This is a genomic window from Bacteroides cellulosilyticus (assembly GCF_020091405.1).
Lineage (GTDB): Bacteria > Bacteroidota > Bacteroidia > Bacteroidales > Bacteroidaceae > Bacteroides.
On the sequence record NZ_CP081903.1, the window covers coordinates 2,690,684 to 2,707,317 of the forward strand.

General features: G+C 40.1%; 12 protein-coding genes. 3 read left to right on the plus strand and 9 right to left on the minus strand.

Annotation, left to right across the window (positions count from 1 at the left end; translation table 11 throughout):
• Positions 1-45: 45 nt before the first annotated feature.
• From K6V21_RS09605 to K6V21_RS09625, 5 genes are all read right to left on the minus strand, one after another.
• Positions 46-597, minus strand: a complete 552-nt coding sequence (locus K6V21_RS09605) for an RNA polymerase sigma-70 factor (protein ID WP_217714600.1) — start codon at positions 595-597, stop codon at positions 46-48.
• A gap of 150 nt (positions 598-747) precedes the next feature.
• On the minus strand, positions 748-2,385 hold the full coding sequence (locus tag K6V21_RS09610) for a rhamnogalacturonan acetylesterase (RefSeq protein WP_408912757.1): 1,638 nt from the start codon (positions 2,383-2,385) through the stop codon (positions 748-750).
• A 111-nt stretch (positions 2,386-2,496) separates the two neighbouring features.
• Positions 2,497-3,021, minus strand: coding sequence for a hypothetical protein (locus K6V21_RS09615; protein ID WP_217714599.1), 525 nt, complete (start codon positions 3,019-3,021; stop codon positions 2,497-2,499).
• Complete coding sequence (locus K6V21_RS09620) at positions 3,018-3,740, minus strand: hypothetical protein (protein ID WP_224321615.1); 723 nt, start codon at positions 3,738-3,740, stop codon at positions 3,018-3,020. Before K6V21_RS09620 ends, K6V21_RS09615 begins: the two co-directional genes overlap by 4 nt.
• Positions 3,741-3,836: 96 nt before the next feature.
• Positions 3,837-4,445, minus strand: coding sequence for a TetR/AcrR family transcriptional regulator (locus K6V21_RS09625; protein ID WP_224321616.1), 609 nt, complete (start codon positions 4,443-4,445; stop codon positions 3,837-3,839).
• A gap of 154 nt (positions 4,446-4,599) precedes the next feature.
• Between K6V21_RS09625 and K6V21_RS09630 the strand changes: the two genes are divergently transcribed.
• Positions 4,600-4,950: a DUF1622 domain-containing protein gene (locus K6V21_RS09630; protein ID WP_007209486.1), complete on the plus strand. Its 351-nt coding sequence runs from the start codon at positions 4,600-4,602 to the stop codon at positions 4,948-4,950.
• 262 nt (positions 4,951-5,212) lie between these two features.
• On the opposite strand, the gene K6V21_RS09635 is transcribed toward K6V21_RS09630, so the two are convergent.
• Positions 5,213-6,061, minus strand: a complete 849-nt coding sequence (locus K6V21_RS09635; RefSeq protein ID WP_224321617.1) for a hypothetical protein — start codon at positions 6,059-6,061, stop codon at positions 5,213-5,215.
• Between the two features lie 75 nt (positions 6,062-6,136).
• Complete coding sequence (locus tag K6V21_RS09640) at positions 6,137-6,706, minus strand: Crp/Fnr family transcriptional regulator (RefSeq protein ID WP_224321618.1); 570 nt, start codon at positions 6,704-6,706, stop codon at positions 6,137-6,139.
• Positions 6,707-6,907: 201 nt separating this feature from the next.
• Here K6V21_RS09640 and K6V21_RS09645 point away from each other — a divergent pair, with 201 nt between their 5' ends.
• On the plus strand, positions 6,908-10,135 hold the full coding sequence (locus K6V21_RS09645) for a glycoside hydrolase family 2 protein (protein WP_224321619.1): 3,228 nt from the start codon (positions 6,908-6,910) through the stop codon (positions 10,133-10,135).
• A gap of 115 nt (positions 10,136-10,250) precedes the next feature.
• Here K6V21_RS09645 and K6V21_RS09650 read toward each other — a convergent pair whose 3' ends face one another.
• Positions 10,251-12,314 (minus strand): alginate lyase family protein, encoded by a 2,064-nt coding sequence (locus K6V21_RS09650; protein WP_224321620.1) that lies wholly within the window; start codon positions 12,312-12,314, stop codon positions 10,251-10,253.
• 31 nt (positions 12,315-12,345) lie between these two features.
• Entirely contained in the window at positions 12,346-13,821 is a 1,476-nt protein-coding gene (locus tag K6V21_RS09655; protein WP_224321621.1) for a sialate O-acetylesterase, read from the minus strand.
• A 202-nt stretch (positions 13,822-14,023) separates the two neighbouring features.
• Here K6V21_RS09655 and K6V21_RS09660 point away from each other — a divergent pair, with 202 nt between their 5' ends.
• Positions 14,024-16,543 carry a hypothetical protein gene (locus K6V21_RS09660; protein ID WP_224321622.1) on the plus strand — a complete coding sequence of 840 codons (2,520 nt, stop codon included), beginning with the start codon at positions 14,024-14,026 and terminating at the stop codon, positions 16,541-16,543.
• Positions 16,544-16,634 lie beyond the last annotated feature (91 nt).

Here is a 16,634-nt window from a genome sequence, read left to right on the forward strand (position 1 = left end):
GTGAGACTCTGTGTTACTCTGTGGTGAAAACTCATTTCTGCACTATTATGCCAGCAATAAGAAGAAGTATGAAATAGTTTTCCGTATCTCTTTCAGAGCGAGGCTTAACTGACTTTCCACATTTCTCTTGGTAGTATTCAGTCGTACGGCTATCTCTTCATTGCTTAGGCCCTCGTTGCGACTTAGCATGTATATCTTTCTCCGTTGTTCCGGCATTTTTTCTACCGTGTCGTCTATTAGTAATCCGAGTTCTTTGGCTATCAGATCTTCTTCCGAAGTAGAACTACATTCCTGCTGCTGGACATTACTCAGATAAGTATCCTCTACATATTTGTGTTTCAGAAAGTTGATGGCAGAATTTCTGGCAATTGTATGCAGGTAAGAATCAAATGATTTGGAGATATCGACAGAGTGGCGGTTCATCCAGAGGTTTACAAATAAATCCTCTGTCAGTTCTTCAGCATCCGGACTCGACTTGATGTAGCCCTGTATAAAGGCTTTTGTCTTACCGTAATAAGTGATAAAAACCTCCTCGAAGGCCTCATGGCTATCTTGTCGTAAAGCCTCCAAGGTTTTTATATCAATCTTATTGCTCATTTATGGTCCGGTTTTGTTTTTTGACGGGAGCAAAAGAAGTGATTATTTGTTTGATGAAGCTATTCTTTTGGATTAATTAACCATGTCTGTTTTATTTTCTATTCTCAGTTTTTGATTTCAGACACATTCTACAATGTTTCCGTATTGCTCTTATTTCAGATACTTCTTCAGTGGGCAGTCCGTAGCTTTTAATCCTTCGGCTATACTTCGGGCATTCATTCGCGCCCCCTTCAAAGATGTATGTGTATGATCTGTATTATAGAAAGCAGCTGATTTTTTTGCTCCCATCTTCTGGAGTTTATCTGCGGATATTTTATTCAGATCAATAAAGCAGGCTCCGGTTGCTTCTGCCGCTTCACGTGTCCATTTACCGTAACTCTCGCTATTGCGTTCTATTTGTTCGTCTTTCCACTTATTGCGGGGCGTGTGGCTCAATACAATTGGGATTGCTCCTTTTTCTTGTGCATCCCTGATGAACTTGCGGAGATACCAGCCAAAAGTATAGACTACCTGGTATTTTCCGGTCTTTTCCATCAGAAAGACTTTGCTTTCATCTCCCGAACCGTGTAATTCACCACGGGCTTTTCCGGTATTGATATCTCCTCCGTCATTATGTCCGAACTGGATAAGTACGAAATCTCCTGGTTTAAGTGCATTATACACTTTGTCCCAGCGCCCTTCGTCCAAGAAAGTACGGGCACTGCGTCCGGCCATAGCACAATTTTCTACAGATACCTTCTTTGAATTAAATATCTCAGTTATTACACTTCCCCATCCCCACATACCGTCTTTATCATCATCTTTATTCTTTACCGTACTGTCACCGATAGTGAATACCACCGGGCATCCTTCTTTCCGGCTGGAACCGGTAATTGTATCCTGCTCAACCGGTTTCAAATAGTTGGCCAGTTCTAACCTTTCATAGTTTCGGATACCTTCAGTTGCAGATTCTGCATTCACTTTTGCCCCGAAGGCACTGGTGTGGATACGGTCTAAGTAGAACATATATTTCACTTTTTCCTTGCCGAATTTCTCAAATTTGGAGGCGGTGATATCATTCAGGTCTATAAAAGGGACTTCTTGTTCTTCGGCTATTTGTTTGGCCCACAGGCCGAAAGTTTGGTTGACGCGTGTGATAATTGTACTGTCTTTATCTTCCCAAGCATTGCGTGGAGTCAGTGAGAACAGGATAGGGTGGGCACCTTTCGCCTTTACATCCTGCACGAAGCGACGCATATATTCTCCATAGGAATATACAGTTTCCTTCACTCCGGTTTCCTGGATCGTTACATTCAGGCTATCTTTACCGATTCCCGGTATGGAAGCGCGTGCGCGCCCGCTGTCATAAGGGCCGTTGTCATTATGTCCCAGCTCGATGATCACCCAATCGCCTGCTTGGACCCCTTTTATAACATCCGGCCAGAAGCGATTGTAGAATGTACGGCTGCTTGTTCCTCCCAATGCATGGTTTTCTACGGTAATCCGGTCTGATTCGAAATAATCACCGGCATAATATCCCCAGCCCCATTGACCGTTATTCCCATTTCCCAAGGTTCCGGTACGCATGGTAGAATTACCCACCAAAAACAAAACGGGATTATTTCCTTTTCGGCTTGAACCGGCCACAGGTCTTGCTGTACGGGCCTTATTCAAACTGTCCAGTGTATTGTCAATCACGTGGTTGACATCCTTCATCGGTGCAGATACCTTATTCTGAGCCTGTGCCGAGAAAACAAAAGCGAATGCCATTCCTAAAATCAGATAGCTGTGAAATGTGTGTTTATTCATCTTTCTATAACCTTAATTCTTTGTTTGTGCAAAAATAGGTGAAATCTGAGTCTCTGCGAATGGAATATCATTCAGAATTGCTGTCTTTTTGTGCAATTGAGTGGGATTTCCTTAAAATAGGATTCCTAATTTAACTGAAATGGAGTTATGGTGTAGCTTTTCATGGAATTCTGCCGTATAATTATTATTCTCGTATTTCTTCAGGCGTTCCAGATTTTGTATCTCATATCCGATGCCCAACAATAATTTTACTTTGCCATGTATTGCATATTGCATACCGGCTGATGGATTAAAAAAATATCCTCCATTCGTATGCTTGTCAGGGGCAAATGAATATCCGATACTGCATTGCAGGTAAGGAATCCATTTGCCAGGTACTGTCAGTTGATATCTGATATCTGTAAAGACTGGTATCAGTGCTTTTTCATAAAAAGACAATCCTGTGCCAATTCCGGCAGAAAAGCGTTCCGTTACTTTATAATGCCCTGCTATTTGCCATGTGAATGGAGTAGAAGAAGGCTCATTTATCGGGATGCCTGTTCCGAGTGTTGTAATATAGGTGAGACGGTCTGATATCTGACCATGCGCTGTCGATACCAACAGGATGGATATGAATATAAGAATTGTTTTTTTCATTGTACATTTACAGTTATTCGTTCTACGATATAAAGGGCTGTAGTCAGGGTAGACAGATCGGCATTTATTTCACCGGAACTTCCGTCAGGACTGCTATGCCCAAGCAAAGTTGCTTCGAATGATTTTTGTCCGGATGCCAGATCTATGTCTGCGGAGTAGACTACTGCGGGTTGTCCGCTACCTTCCTTACCACCGGAGTAATTTGCATCACCTTCTTGAGCCGATTTGGGGTAGTAATCATTGAAATCAGTTGAATGATTGATTTCTACTTTAATTCTGAATTGCTTCAGTTTGTCTGTCAGGTGTAGTTTTACATCAAAGCTGCTGCGGGGAGTCGCGCCTGAAATGCCATCTGTGAGAGGTTCTTTTTGAGTGGGTAGATAGAGCCCGTCTTCATACTTCACCCCGCGTGAATAACACCAATGTGGAAGTGCCTCTTTTCTCCGATTACCTCCCGCACTTTGCCAGGACTGCGTGGCAATTTTATGACTGGCATAAAGAGTTGATAAATAATTACCATTCATATCTTCCATCCAGATTACAATCTGAGGTGGGTTTTTCTTTTTGATTCCTAAGAATAGCGGAAAGTCATGTAGCCATTCATCGCCTTCTTCTATACACACTTTTATATCTCCTGCTTCATACTCAATCAGGTCCTTCTGGCAGGAACAGAAGCTGAATAGCGATACACACAACCATGTCATAATCATTTTCTTCATTCTTTAATTCATTTAATTGTTACTATATTTACTTTGTTACCGAGTGGGAACACTGGGGCCATAAAATATCCGGATGCTGATCCCTTATTGGGTAAGTCACATCCGAAGAAGCTTATCTATAAGAGTGTTTATTCCCTCAATAATCTGCTTCCAACCTGCATCTTTGTTTAAAGGTATCCCGTTATAAACCGGACAGAACTCTTCCAGCATTACGAGGTAGGTGATAGATGCTGTCAGGATGGTGGCTAATGGTGCAAGTTCCTCCAGTGAATAGCCTGTCAGTTCGCTTATCTTTGTCAGGCGTTGCATGCCGGCTTTCTCTCGTTGTTCCTTTAATGTCATTACTATTGCATTGTCGGAAGATAATTCCCATCGGTAAAGCCTTTTTAAAGTTGGGTTGCTGCGCAGTTGTTCAATCTGTTCCTTAAACATATTTTTAAGAAATGCCGGTAACTGGTTACGGTCAGGGAGTTCCTGTGGAAAGTTTATCCAGAAATCGTGTTGCCGGATATAAGCAGCCATAAGCCCTTCTACCGAACCGAAATAACGGTATATTAATATTTTGGATACACCGGATTGACTGGCAACCGCATTGATTCCTATCTTCTCGAAGCCGCTTTCAGTTATCATTTGCCCGATGGTGTCCAGCAAGCGTCTTTCTGTGGTTTCTCTGTCTCTTTCGGTAGGGGTAGTCTTTGTTTTCATAATAATGGCATGTTACTAATCGGGAACAAAGATGTGTTACCGATCGGAAACATGCAAGGAAAACAAGAAATAAATTTGTAAGTGGAGTGTATTTTACCTTGAAATTCAAACATTAAAGCTTTTTACGATGTTATATTAATAAACTTCAATCGACATGCTTACTACTTTCTTAAATGCATTAGCCACTATAATCAGTGTGACAAGTCTTCTCATCGTCACTTATGGGGCATTAATTGGGATAATTTCTTTTCTGGTCAATGAGTTCAAAAGATTCACGGGCAAGTACTCAACTACCAATATCCGGAAGTTACGGGCTACTTTCGGAACTTATTTGCTACTTGGACTTGAATTTCTTATCGCATCAGATATCTTAAAGACCGTACTGGAACCAACTTTGAATGAACTGGCAATTTTGGGTGGTATAGTCGTTCTGAGAACTATCTTATCCGTCTTTCTAAACAGAGAAATCAAAGATTTGGAGGCTGAAGGTGAAAAAGAGCAATGATTCTTGGGAAGTAAAAAGCACTATTAAATCCCTTCTTTAACATATTATCTGAATTGTGTTAATCGTTAACATAACGAATCTGAATAGTTAACAACCTCCTTTATTCTATTAAACCATGTTATAAATGCTCCTGTCTGGATCTGAAAATTTGGAGATATCCTCAAAGTCCGTATCTTTGCAATGTGTTTTTCATAGTATTAGATTTAAGGTTAACAAAAGATTGGCTGTCTGGGATAGATAGCCTTTTTTTATGTTGATATGTTTACTTTATCCTGTCTCTATACAATCCTCCATCGTAATCCTTATATTTAATGTTGCTGTAGATGCAGACTAACATATTGCTATATTCCAAAATCGTGGTATTGGATTCTTGAGATAAATTTGTAGCTAAGATGCCACTACCTAATATTCCCGGATTACAGATAATCGTATCTTTCCTTATTGAATTCATTATTAGCTCAACGCAAGTATATTCTTCAATATCTTCTTCTTTGAGTCTGTTTATGATATATTGGTTGATGTGCCTTTTGTCATCTTCAGTCATAAAACCATACCACAACAAGCACTTTATGCCTGCCTGGGTGGCTTTTATTAATATATCTAAGTAACTTATTCCCGATATTCCTTTTTTGTCGATTTCATAAGGATCAATATGAAGAAAAGAAGAATTGGAAAGCGTGGGTAGCAGTTTTATAACTCCTTCGAGAGAATCTGCATGATATGTTTGAATATGTGTTTCTAACTCTATTTGTCTGGCGTAAAGTTCTATGTTTTCTAAAGCATCCTTTTCAATATCAAAGAAGATATATTGGGATGCTCGTTTTTCTAGTATATTCATAGCTAAAGCCGGAGATCCTAAATAATTTCCTTTTTCCGTTTCTATACTTTCCAGCTTATAATAAATAGAATCTCTAAGAAACTTTTCATTATTGGCTTTTTCCAGAAAATGATAAATACCATATTGTTGTTCCACAGTATGTGACATTTGATAAATGGCAGATGCCGAATTTGTCTCTACGTACATTTGTGGTTTTTCGATTTGAAGAATCTCACAGAGTACCAGATGTTTAAATACATCTGCTTGTTTCCCGAAATGAGTATAAGTGGTCATATTTTTATGATTAATGTTTATGGCAGCAATATTAGGCTATATAAAAGATAAAAGCCTTGACCAAAGTCAAGACTTTTAAGTATACAGTTGTTTTTTTCGTATTCTGCTGAGGGTTTCGGGGGTAATGCCGAGAAACTGGGCTATTTCTTTTAAAGAAAGTTTTTCTTGTAAATCGGGACATCGTTTCATTAATGACTGGTAACGTTGTTCGGGACTATCGCAATAGAAGCCTAATAAGCGTTGGTATATCTCGGCAAACATGGCTTCGGCTATCTGCCTGCCTAGTCGTTGGGTATCCATGTCTGTTTCCCAGAATTGATTAAGCCGGTTTAAGCTAAGAAGATAAACTTCACATTCGGTAGTAGCCTGTATATTGACCGTAGAAGTTGCCTGTTTTATAAAAGAGGGGTAGTCACAGACGAAATCGTTTACGAAGCTGTAACCGACAATCCATTCATTGGCGTCTGCATCTATATGTGATAAGCGGAACATGCCGGACTTGATAAAACCTATCTGATTTGTTTTTTCATTTTGCCGTACCAGATATTCATTCTTCTTGAATTTAGTAAATACCCCTTCTTCCAGAAATAATTTTTCGAGCCTGGAAATATTGGGGTGACTATCTTTTATGTTAAATTTGTCCATAGCTATTGTATTAGTACATATGGCAAAGGTACAAAGATTACAGAAAAAATCATGTATTAATCGAAAAGTGCTGAAATATGGGAAATTAATGTATTTTTAATTCAATATTAATATTGTTTCGGCTAACTTTTTAATGCTGCTCCGTTTACTTTGCAAACAGGAAAACAAATATGTCTAATACCTAATTAATAGTATTCTTAAATGAAACGAAATGCAATTTTATTAAGCTTGCTGACGGCTTTGTTCTTGCTACCGGGAAAGGCAGTGGGGCAAACCACATCAAGCGATGGTAAATTGGTGTATAATTTCCCGTTTGCACCAAGTGAGGGTCTTGTAAATAGGACAGAAAAGGAGTATAGGAAAGAAGTTTGCCTGAATGGTTACTGGGACTTCCAACCTGTGGCTTTGCCGAGTAGCTACGTGCAAGGTAAAGGAGTTGCACCGGAACTGTCGTTGCCTAAAGAAGGGGCTTGGAGCAAAACCCGTATAAAAATACCTTCTCCCTGGAATATTAATTCCTTTGCCAACCGAGATGTGGAAGGTCCCGATCATCGCAATTACCCGTCTTATCCGAAAGAATGGGAGCAAGTGAAAATGGCATGGATGAAGAAAATGATAACGATTCCTGCTGACTGGGATGGTCAACAGATAAAACTTTATTTTGAGGCTGTATCCGGCTATACTGAAGTTTATATTAATAAGGAGAAGGTGGGAGAAAATTTTGATATTTTCCTTCCGTTCAGTGTGGATATTACGGATAAAGTGAATGCAGGTGAGACAGCTGAAGTATGGGTAGGCGTTCGCAGTCAGTCTTTGTTTGAAAACAATTCTACGATTGGTCGCCGCATTGTTCCTGCCGGTTCTATGTGGGGATATCATATTGCCGGTATCTGGCAGGATGTATATTTGCTGGCATTGCCCAAAGTGCATGTGGAAGATGTATATGTGAAACCGTTGGTTTCTCAAAATATGCTTGAACTGGAAGTGACTGTACAGAATAATACGGAAAAAAAAGCTGATCTGCAACTTCAAGGTAAGATTAATGAATGGGTAAACCTGGCTGGGACAGATGTTAATTCTGCTCCTGTACCTGCATGGAAACTTGGACAGGAAGCTTTGAAAGTGGCCCCTGTTAAAGTTAGTATCCCTGCCAATGCTTCAACAAAAGTTGTGTTGCAGGTTCCGGTATCCGGTGAGTTGAATTACTGGACTCCTGAACAACCGAATCTTTATGCCGTATTGCTTTCATTGCAGGCTAAGAAAGAAACCCTTGATATGAAATATGAGCGTTTCGGATGGCGTGAATGGACATTGCAAGGTACCACACAGTACCTGAATGGTAAACCTTATCAGTTGAGAGGTGATTCCTGGCACTTTATGGGTATTCCGCAAATGACACGTAGATATGCGTGGGCATGGTTTACTGCCATTAAAGGTATGAATGCCAATGCAGTCCGTCCTCATGCACAGATATATCCTCGTTTCTATATGGATGTAGCTGACGAAATGGGTATCTGTGTGTTGAATGAAACAGCTAACTGGGCGAGTGATGGTGGTCCGAAACTGGATTCCGAACTCTTTTGGGAGGCATCTAAAGAACACTTGAGACGTTTTGTACTCAGAGACCGCAATCATGCTTCTGTTTTTGGCTGGAGTATCAGTAATGAGAATAAACCGGTGATTCTGCATGTTTACAACCGGCCTGAGCTTATGCCTCAGCAGAAGAAAGCCTGGGAAGACTGGAGGGATATTGTTCGTGCTAATGACCCGACCCGCCCGTGGATTTCTGCCGATGGAGAAGATGATGGAGATGGTATATTGCCGGTTACAGTAGGTCACTATGGCGATATGGGCTCAATGAAACATTGGGTTGAAATTGGTAAGCCTTGGGGAATTGGCGAACATAGTATGGCTTACTACGGTACTCCCGAGCAGGTTGCCAAATATAATGGTGAAAGAGCTTATGAATCGCAGTTGGGACGTATGGAAGGACTAGCTAATGAATGCTATCATCTGCTTGCTAACCAACGTAATATGGGCGCTTCTTATAGTACGGTTTTCAATATGGCATGGTATTCCTTGAAACCACTGCCATTGGGTAAAAAGGATATGACTACGCAACCGGATATAAATAAGGATGGTATCTTCTTCACAGAATATAAAGAAGGTGTTCCGGGGGTACAACCGGAACGTGTAGGCCCCTATTGCACTACATTCAATCCTGGATATGATCCAAGTCTGCCTTTGTATGATCCGTGGCCTATGTATAATGCTATGCGTGCAGCCAATGCACCGGGACATCCTGGTTGGTCTGCTTATGCCAATATCGACAAGAAACAATATGAAGCGCCAGCCGCTACTCCGGCAGAGAAATATAAAGAAGTCATTTTCATTGGAGGAGATGACAGTAAGCTGAGGAATATTCTGGATGCGCAAGGTGTGAAATTTGCGACTAAAGTAACTGCTCCTGCACGGATGCTTTATATTGTGGACGGTACTTATGTTTTGTCTGCTGCTGAAAAGAAGAGTATGTTGGCTAATATAGCTAAAGGTGCTGATGTCTGGATTTGGGGATTGACACCTCAGACTGTGAATGTGTACAATGAGATTCTGCCTCTTCCGGTGGCTTTGGATAATCTTAAACGTTCTTCTTTCCTGCCGGTTCAGAAATCATGGATACGTGGTTTGAACAATTCAGATTTCTATTTCTGTGAACTTCAAAGAGCTGATGCCTCGGAATACTCGCTGACAGGCGCTTTAGTGGAAGAAGGAGATGTATTGCTGAATGCATGTAAGACTGATTGGAGAGCTTGGAATAAACGTCCGGAGGAGCTGAAAACGGCCAGTACGGTACGGAGTGAGTACGAATGTACAGCTGCTACTCCTGTATTTGTGAAATATCAGGATGGAGCTTCTTGTTTTTACATCAGCACGCTGAAAGAGTTTACTAATTCAGAAAAGGGATACAATACATTGGGAGTTATTTTGAAGAATGCCGGAATTGACCGTAATGAGATTGAGGTGAAATCAAATGAAGTTTTCTTTTTGCGTGATAACCAGTTAATGTTCCCGACTGCTGTAAAAGATAAGTTAGTGAAAATGTCGGATGGATGGACTTTGGATATCTATGTATTTAGTCCACGTCCTTTGGATGACTTGTTGATTGAACCGAATATGCCGAAACTGACTTTGGTTGTGAAAGCAAGAGAATGCCAGCTCGCTATTAATGACAAAGCGTATGCTGCTGCTTCACAAAACAGGCATGAGGCTACTTATAAAGAACTGCCCTTGTTGCAAGGTTGGAATAAGATAAGCATAAAAATAGGACAAAGAGATAAGAATGAATTCACAGGTAACTTCAGATGTGATAATAGAAATGAATTCCTTTCTTCTTTGAAAGTGATGTATATTAATCCTGAAGCTAAATGATGTATAGGTAATGATTAGAAAGGTATAGTTTTTAATAGGGTCTTTTTCGATAAGTTCAGTGTTACAATCCAGTGGCATGCGTATTATTGGCATGCACTGGATTGTTGTTTATTCACTATTCTCTACCGTTATGAAGGCTTCTGTTATCTTTGATATTTAGTTGGATGGCTGTTTGGGCATCAATACCGCGATATCTGTTATTTTGTACGGTGTTCTGATGGATTGTAATGTCTTTACAAGGGTTCATTTGCTTCTCAATGAATATTCCGTGCTCATTGTTACCTTCAGCAAGACTATTGTTGATGCTTATCCGGTTACTTTCTGCACATCGTATGCCTGAGAGTCCGTTACGGGCCATCTCTGAGTTGATAACTTTCACATTCTGGCAGAAAGTAGCATTTATACCGTTTCCGTAGGGGGAGGTATCGAAACGACTACTTGTTATATCACAATTTGTGATGTATGACAAATGAAGATTATGATGGAAACCGGCACCTGGCACTACGCTGGCACCATTATCACTGAAATCACATTGGTTAATACGAATATTCTTTCCACCAACTATGGCTACACCGTTTTTGGTGAAATTCTGTATGGTAATATTGTCAAATGTAATGTTCTGTATGCCATCTTTCTCTTTTGATTTGAAAATGACGCCTTCCCGGCTGGGAGCGTTCATATATGAGCGGCTACGACGGTCGTGATTAGGATCGGCATTTTCGGTTACTTTAGTGGCACCTTCTATCAGAAGATTGCGAATAGTGACGTCAGAGAGAATATTTTCTCCATTAATGATTGCAGTTTCTGTTTGTGGAGCCGGAAAGATTATAGTTTCGCGTCCCTGACCAGCAAGGAGGGTGCCACTATATATCTTTAGAGGAGCTTTCAATGTATGTACTCCTGCTTCCAAAATAATCCATTTGCCACTCTTTTGATTGGAGTCTATGGCTTCTTGTATGGACTCTCCCGGTTTTACAAAAATACTGTTGGCAGGAAGTTTTTTTGATTTGCCTTTTAAAGCTCCGATTACTGTTGGTTTCAGGAATTTATCGAAACCTGTATAAAGAGATGTTTTTGCCGGAGCATTGGGAAGCGGAGCTTTGGCAGCCGTCAGAAAACCTACTGATGACTTCGGGCGTGTATGTTGTTTTATTGCTTTCTCGGTATATGGCAGTAATAGGCCTTTGGTATTTTTGTAATGCTGGTATATGGATTCATAGATATCTCTGAATTTGTCGTTATCTCTGTCTGTAAAGACTCCGAATAAATCAATATGTTCTCCTAACATGAAACGTGCTGTATATTCGAAACCTTGTGCCAGCCTGTCATCAGCTACACTATAAAAATCTAATCCCTGCGTGTCGGCGGTTTGTGCTGCTTTGGCAAATTCACCTATACCTAATTGTACATGTCCCCAGTCGCGAGTTGTCTCTTGGCATTGTCCACCCGGATAGAGATAACGGGTGATGCCGGAGTTACCTTCTCCCCGGTAGAATCTTTCTACTGCCCGGTTGAAAATTTCGTGATTATCAGTAAAAATGCCGATACACATGATGGTACTAATCATGGATGCATCCCAGTTACCGTTAGCTTCGGTAAAGAAGCCTTTAATAGTGGGATAAAGGACTGTAAGGACCATTTGCGTGAATTGTTGCAGGTCTTTGGGCGCCCAGCCGGAATCGGTATGTTTCAGAATTTCAGCAGCATTGAGGTAGTAATATCCGAATAAACCTACATTCAGCTTGGCATTGTTTGCATCGAATCCCCGGAGAACATAACTCCACGCATTCAGGATTTCAATGGCTTTATGCGCATAGGCTTTGTCTTGGGTTATATACCACATTAATGCATGGTTATAGGCTGTTTCTGCACTTTCGGAAAACTCACGTCCGCCTATGCTGTTTGTTCCATAGGGACCTACTGATATTTCAGCAAATGGTTTGGGGATAAAATCTAAAGAAGTGTTTTTCTTTAAATTCTCAAAAGCGGTTTTCCAGGGTTGTATGCCTTTTACTACCATTTCGCGCATATAGTCGAGGTCCTGTTTGCTTTGAGCCATGCCCGGATGCACGAAAGCCTTGGTTAGAAACTCTGGGTTAGAACTCTTTTCCGGTTGGGCTGCTATACTGTGTACTAAGGTACACAGTATGCATATTAATAAGAGTATTCTTTTTCTCATGTTCATTCCTTTTGTTTTGTTAATCAGTGTTCTACCAATTGTCTGTTCTGAAGGGAGCTACGGGGATACCATAGATGTTGAATACGCTTGCTTGGGTATAATTCTTATAAGCATATCGGACGGCTACCGGATGCTGTACTTTATCGCATGATACGGCAAGACGGGTAGTTTTGGTTTCTATTTCAGCATGGGCCGGGTAGAAAACTTTGTCTTCACCGGCAATTTCAAATCCTTCGAGTGGGGTCCACATAGGACAAAGACCACGCTGTGCGTTGTCCACATTGATGTATATTTTGTTACCTGATATTTCCATGGATTTATAAACAGGAGTGGCGTAACCGAATCCTTTTCGTCCATAAGTTTGGGCAAGTGCCCAAAGAGCAAGGCGATTACCTACCGTTTCTTTATCTGTAGGATGGATAAAGACCGGATGACCTATATCCAGAGTGGTAACCATTCCACTATTAGGAATATCCTTCATATTTTGTTGTTGGACTTCACGCATGCGGGCGGCTGAGGTGCCATCGGCCCCTTCATAATTAAAGGGGGCAATCTCTACGAAGTAAAAAGGGAGTTCTCCTATATTCCATTTACTGCGTAAGTCTTTGACAAAAGCAGGCATCAGACTTTGGTATAAATTAGCATTGTCACGATTACTTTCGCCTTGATACCAAAGGAAGCCTTTAATGGTGAAATTCGTGAAAGGAGCTATTTTCCCATTATAGAGTACACATGGAGTATCTGTGATGTTTTTTACAGGTTCATCATTGTCGAGTATGGCTAAATCAATACTTTTAAATGGGCTTATGGCTTCCCGGCTCATCCATGCTTCTACTTTTGATCCTCCAAGAGAAGATACAATAATACCGACTGGTACTTCCAGTACTTCCTGAATATATCGGGCGAAAAAGTAGGCTGTTGCACTTGTGTGGGATACGTTGACTGGAGTATTCTCTAACCACTCACCTTTACAATCTTCCTGTGGGGTTTTGCTATATTGCCGTACCCATCTTCCATCTTTGGAATCGGTGTTGTAGATGCGGATTGGGGTAGAGGCTTTCGCTTTGGCTATGATATCGTTTGTGCCCTGAGTGGGTTGGCGGTCGAAACCACTCATGGGCATTTCCATGTTCGATTGTCCGGAGCAGAACCAGACTTCACCTATTAATATATTTTTCAATGTTAAAGCCTCTCCATCGCTGAATGTAATTTCATAGGGGCCTCCGGCTGTTGGTGTGGAGACATTTAATAACCATTTTCCTTGCTTGTCTGCAGTTGTTTTATAGGTTCTGTTATCCCATGATGTTTTTATGGTAACAGACGAGTTTTCTTTGGCTTTTCCCCATAGCTTTATATTTGCTTGTTGTTGCAATACCATGTTGCTACTAAGTACGGAGGGTAATTGTACTTTGGCTTCTACGAATGTGGAGACAGATAAAAAGTGTGTTAATAGTAAAAAAGTAATCAACGATTTTACTTTCATGTGACTAAAAAAAAGTTTTTCCATAATACTGTTTTAATTTGATGATAGAACAAGCTTTTTGTCCTTTGCAACAAAAGTAAACCAGAGATATTACTTCTCTGATTAATTTGTTATTAATTTGCGCATAATATCGGTTTAATTGAATTCAGATTCCAAATTCTCGTGTCCTTTATTTGTTATGGGGGATTTTTTTATACCTTTGCAGAGTGTTCTTTAACGAGATACTATGAAAAGTAAATTGCTAATTTGGATATTATGTTTCTTCTCATTGGGAAATATGAAGGTGTTGGCTTCTACAGATTATGGCCTTCATTTCAAATCTCATTCTGTGCCAGGCAATGAACGCACCTCTTTGTCTCTTGATGGGAACTCTCCTTTTTATGTGGAGAAGGAGTTTATTATTGATTTTCAAATGTGGGTTCGTAATGAGCCTGATTTCGGGGCTATTCTTCATTTATGTACGAATGAAAATCAATTTCTTCATTTTGTTTTTGCTGCAGGTGATAATAACAGGAATTTTCCAGCTCTCGTTTTCAATGAGGGAATGTTTGCTATTAATACCAATATTGAAAAAGGTAAATGGGTTCCTGTGTCTTTACACCTTAATATAAAGGAGAATCAAATTGATTTGAAATATGATAGTAGGGACACTACGATGGTAGTGCCATTGCGTGGTACCAAAGATATTACAGTTTCGTTTGGAAAATCTCCATATTTCTCGGCAGATGTAGTTCCTATGAATATTAGGGATATAAAGATTATCCGGGATGGGGAACTGATAAGATATTGGAAGTTGTGGAAGCATAATGGCGATGTTTGTCTTGATGAAGTTGAAGGGGCTGTGGCATTAGCTTCTTATCCTTCATGGCTCATTGATAATCATATTGAATGGCGGAAAATATATACAGAGAAAACATCAGGTCGTTTGGATGTCGCTTTTAATGCCCGTGATGCCTTATTCTATCTTGTGCGACAAAATAAAATAGAAATATTAAATGGTATTTCCGGTGACCGGAACGAGGTCTCTATTGTGGAGGGATATCCGGCTATGGAATATACAGATCACATGGTTTATGATACACTGACTAATCAGTTATTGTCTTATTCTTTACACGAAAAGTTGGTTTCAGCTTTGTCTGTCGATGAAGGGAAATGGAGTCTGAATGAAAGACATTTGGATGAGCCTCGTTACTACAACCATGCACGTACGTTTAGTCCGTCTGATTCTTCATTTTATTTTTGGGGAGGATATGGATTCTACCAATATAGGAATAACCTATATCGGTTGAAAGTGGGTATGAAACAGGTTGAAGAAGTTGCATATACCCCTGTTATTTCTCCTCGTTACTCATCTGCAGCAGCTATAGTAGGCGATGAACTGTATATTTTTGGTGGTCGTGGAAATAAACAGGGAAAGCAAGAATTCAATGCTCATTTTTATTATGAGTTGTGTGCCATTAATCTGAAAACGGGAAAGTCTCGTAGTGTATGGAAGAAAAAACAATCTACAGATATGTTGTTGATGGCATCTTCCATGTACTTTGAACCTTCGGACAGTTCTTTTTATGCTGTTAGTTTGAAAGACGGAGGCAGCCTTTGGAAGGTTTTCATGAATGATTCTGCTTGGGTAGAGATATCGAAGCCTATTCGTAATGATTTGGTTCATCAGGATTGTGATTTTAGCTTTTATTCCTCTCCTGCCCATCATAAACTGTATCTGGTGATGGATAAAATTTTGAGTGACCGTACACATGATGTGGCTATTTATTCTATCAATACTCCTTTGTTGAATGATAATGAAATTGCGCAGACGGCGAATAAGGACTTTTCTACGGTGTGGTTATGGGGCTCATGTGGTATCCTGTTATTGGGAGGATCAGTATTCCTTTTTTACCGGATAAAGTACAGCAGGAAGAAAGTCGAACTTGAAGATACAAAAGAAGATAATACTCAGGTGGAGGTTCTTCCTGTTAATGAAACGGTAGAGGAGGTTGCAGCGGCAGAAAAGTATTTTGATCGCAGTCGTTCGGCAATCTCTTTGTTGGGCACATTTAATGTTCGTGATAAAGATGGTAATGACATAACAGGAGCTTTTACACCACGGTTGAAAAGCTTGCTTATATTGCTGGTGCTTTATACAGAGAAGAACAAGCAAGGTATCTTGACTAAAAAAGCTACCGATATTCTGTGGTCGGACAAAGAAGAGGAGTCTGCTCGTAATAACCGTAATGTGACTTTGCGTAAGTTGCGTGTATTGTTAGAAAAAGTAGGTGATGTGGAAGTTGTCAGTGATGCGGGATTTCTGTGTATCAGATGGCATGAGGGAGTATTTTGTGATTATCGGATGGCGCTGGATTGTATTCGTCAATTTAAGGAAAATGGTGAACATGGGAATGATAAGCTTCTGAATCAGATATTGGAAATTTTATTGTATGGTCCGTTGCTGTCAAATACCATTGTTGATTGGTTGGATGAATTTAAAGATTCTTATTCCAGTCTTTCTATTGATTTGCTGAGGAATTTGTTGGATGTACAACGTAATAATTACGATACAGTACTGCGTATTGCTGATATCCTATTCTTGCATGATCCTCTGAATGAAGAAGCTTTGGCTGCTAAATGCTCTATTCTTTTTATACAAGGTAAAAAGGGTATTGCAAAGAGTGTATATGACCGTTTCTGTAAGGAGTATAAAGATTCATTAGGAGAGGAATATAAGGTCCCCTTATGTAATTTATATAAATGATAATTTATAAACATAAGAAAAAGCGCTTAATCATAACAATTAAGCGCTTTTTTAATGTCCAATTAATAAAGGATGGCTCTGTTTTTTAAGA

What these genes read in the sequence shown, in the direction of transcription:
- K6V21_RS09605 (WP_217714600.1), bottom strand. Translation starts at nt 597, where the DNA reads ATGAGCAATAAGATTGATATAAAAACCTTGGAGGCTTTACGACAAGAT.
- K6V21_RS09610 (WP_408912757.1), bottom strand. Translation starts at nt 2,385, where the DNA reads ATGAATAAACACACATTTCACAGCTATCTGATTTTAGGAATGGCATTC.
- K6V21_RS09615 (WP_217714599.1), bottom strand. Translation starts at nt 3,021, where the DNA reads ATGAAAAAAACAATTCTTATATTCATATCCATCCTGTTGGTATCGACA.
- K6V21_RS09620 (WP_224321615.1), bottom strand. Translation starts at nt 3,740, where the DNA reads ATGAAGAAAATGATTATGACATGGTTGTGTGTATCGCTATTCAGCTTC.
- K6V21_RS09625 (WP_224321616.1), bottom strand. Translation starts at nt 4,445, where the DNA reads ATGAAAACAAAGACTACCCCTACCGAAAGAGACAGAGAAACCACAGAA.
- K6V21_RS09630 (WP_007209486.1), top strand. Translation starts at nt 4,600, where the DNA reads ATGCTTACTACTTTCTTAAATGCATTAGCCACTATAATCAGTGTGACA.
- K6V21_RS09635 (WP_224321617.1), bottom strand. Translation starts at nt 6,061, where the DNA reads ATGACCACTTATACTCATTTCGGGAAACAAGCAGATGTATTTAAACAT.
- K6V21_RS09640 (WP_224321618.1), bottom strand. Translation starts at nt 6,706, where the DNA reads ATGGACAAATTTAACATAAAAGATAGTCACCCCAATATTTCCAGGCTC.
- K6V21_RS09645 (WP_224321619.1), top strand. Translation starts at nt 6,908, where the DNA reads ATGAAACGAAATGCAATTTTATTAAGCTTGCTGACGGCTTTGTTCTTG.
- K6V21_RS09650 (WP_224321620.1), bottom strand. Translation starts at nt 12,314, where the DNA reads ATGAGAAAAAGAATACTCTTATTAATATGCATACTGTGTACCTTAGTA.
- K6V21_RS09655 (WP_224321621.1), bottom strand. Translation starts at nt 13,821, where the DNA reads ATGGAAAAACTTTTTTTTAGTCACATGAAAGTAAAATCGTTGATTACT.
- K6V21_RS09660 (WP_224321622.1), top strand. Translation starts at nt 14,024, where the DNA reads ATGAAAAGTAAATTGCTAATTTGGATATTATGTTTCTTCTCATTGGGA.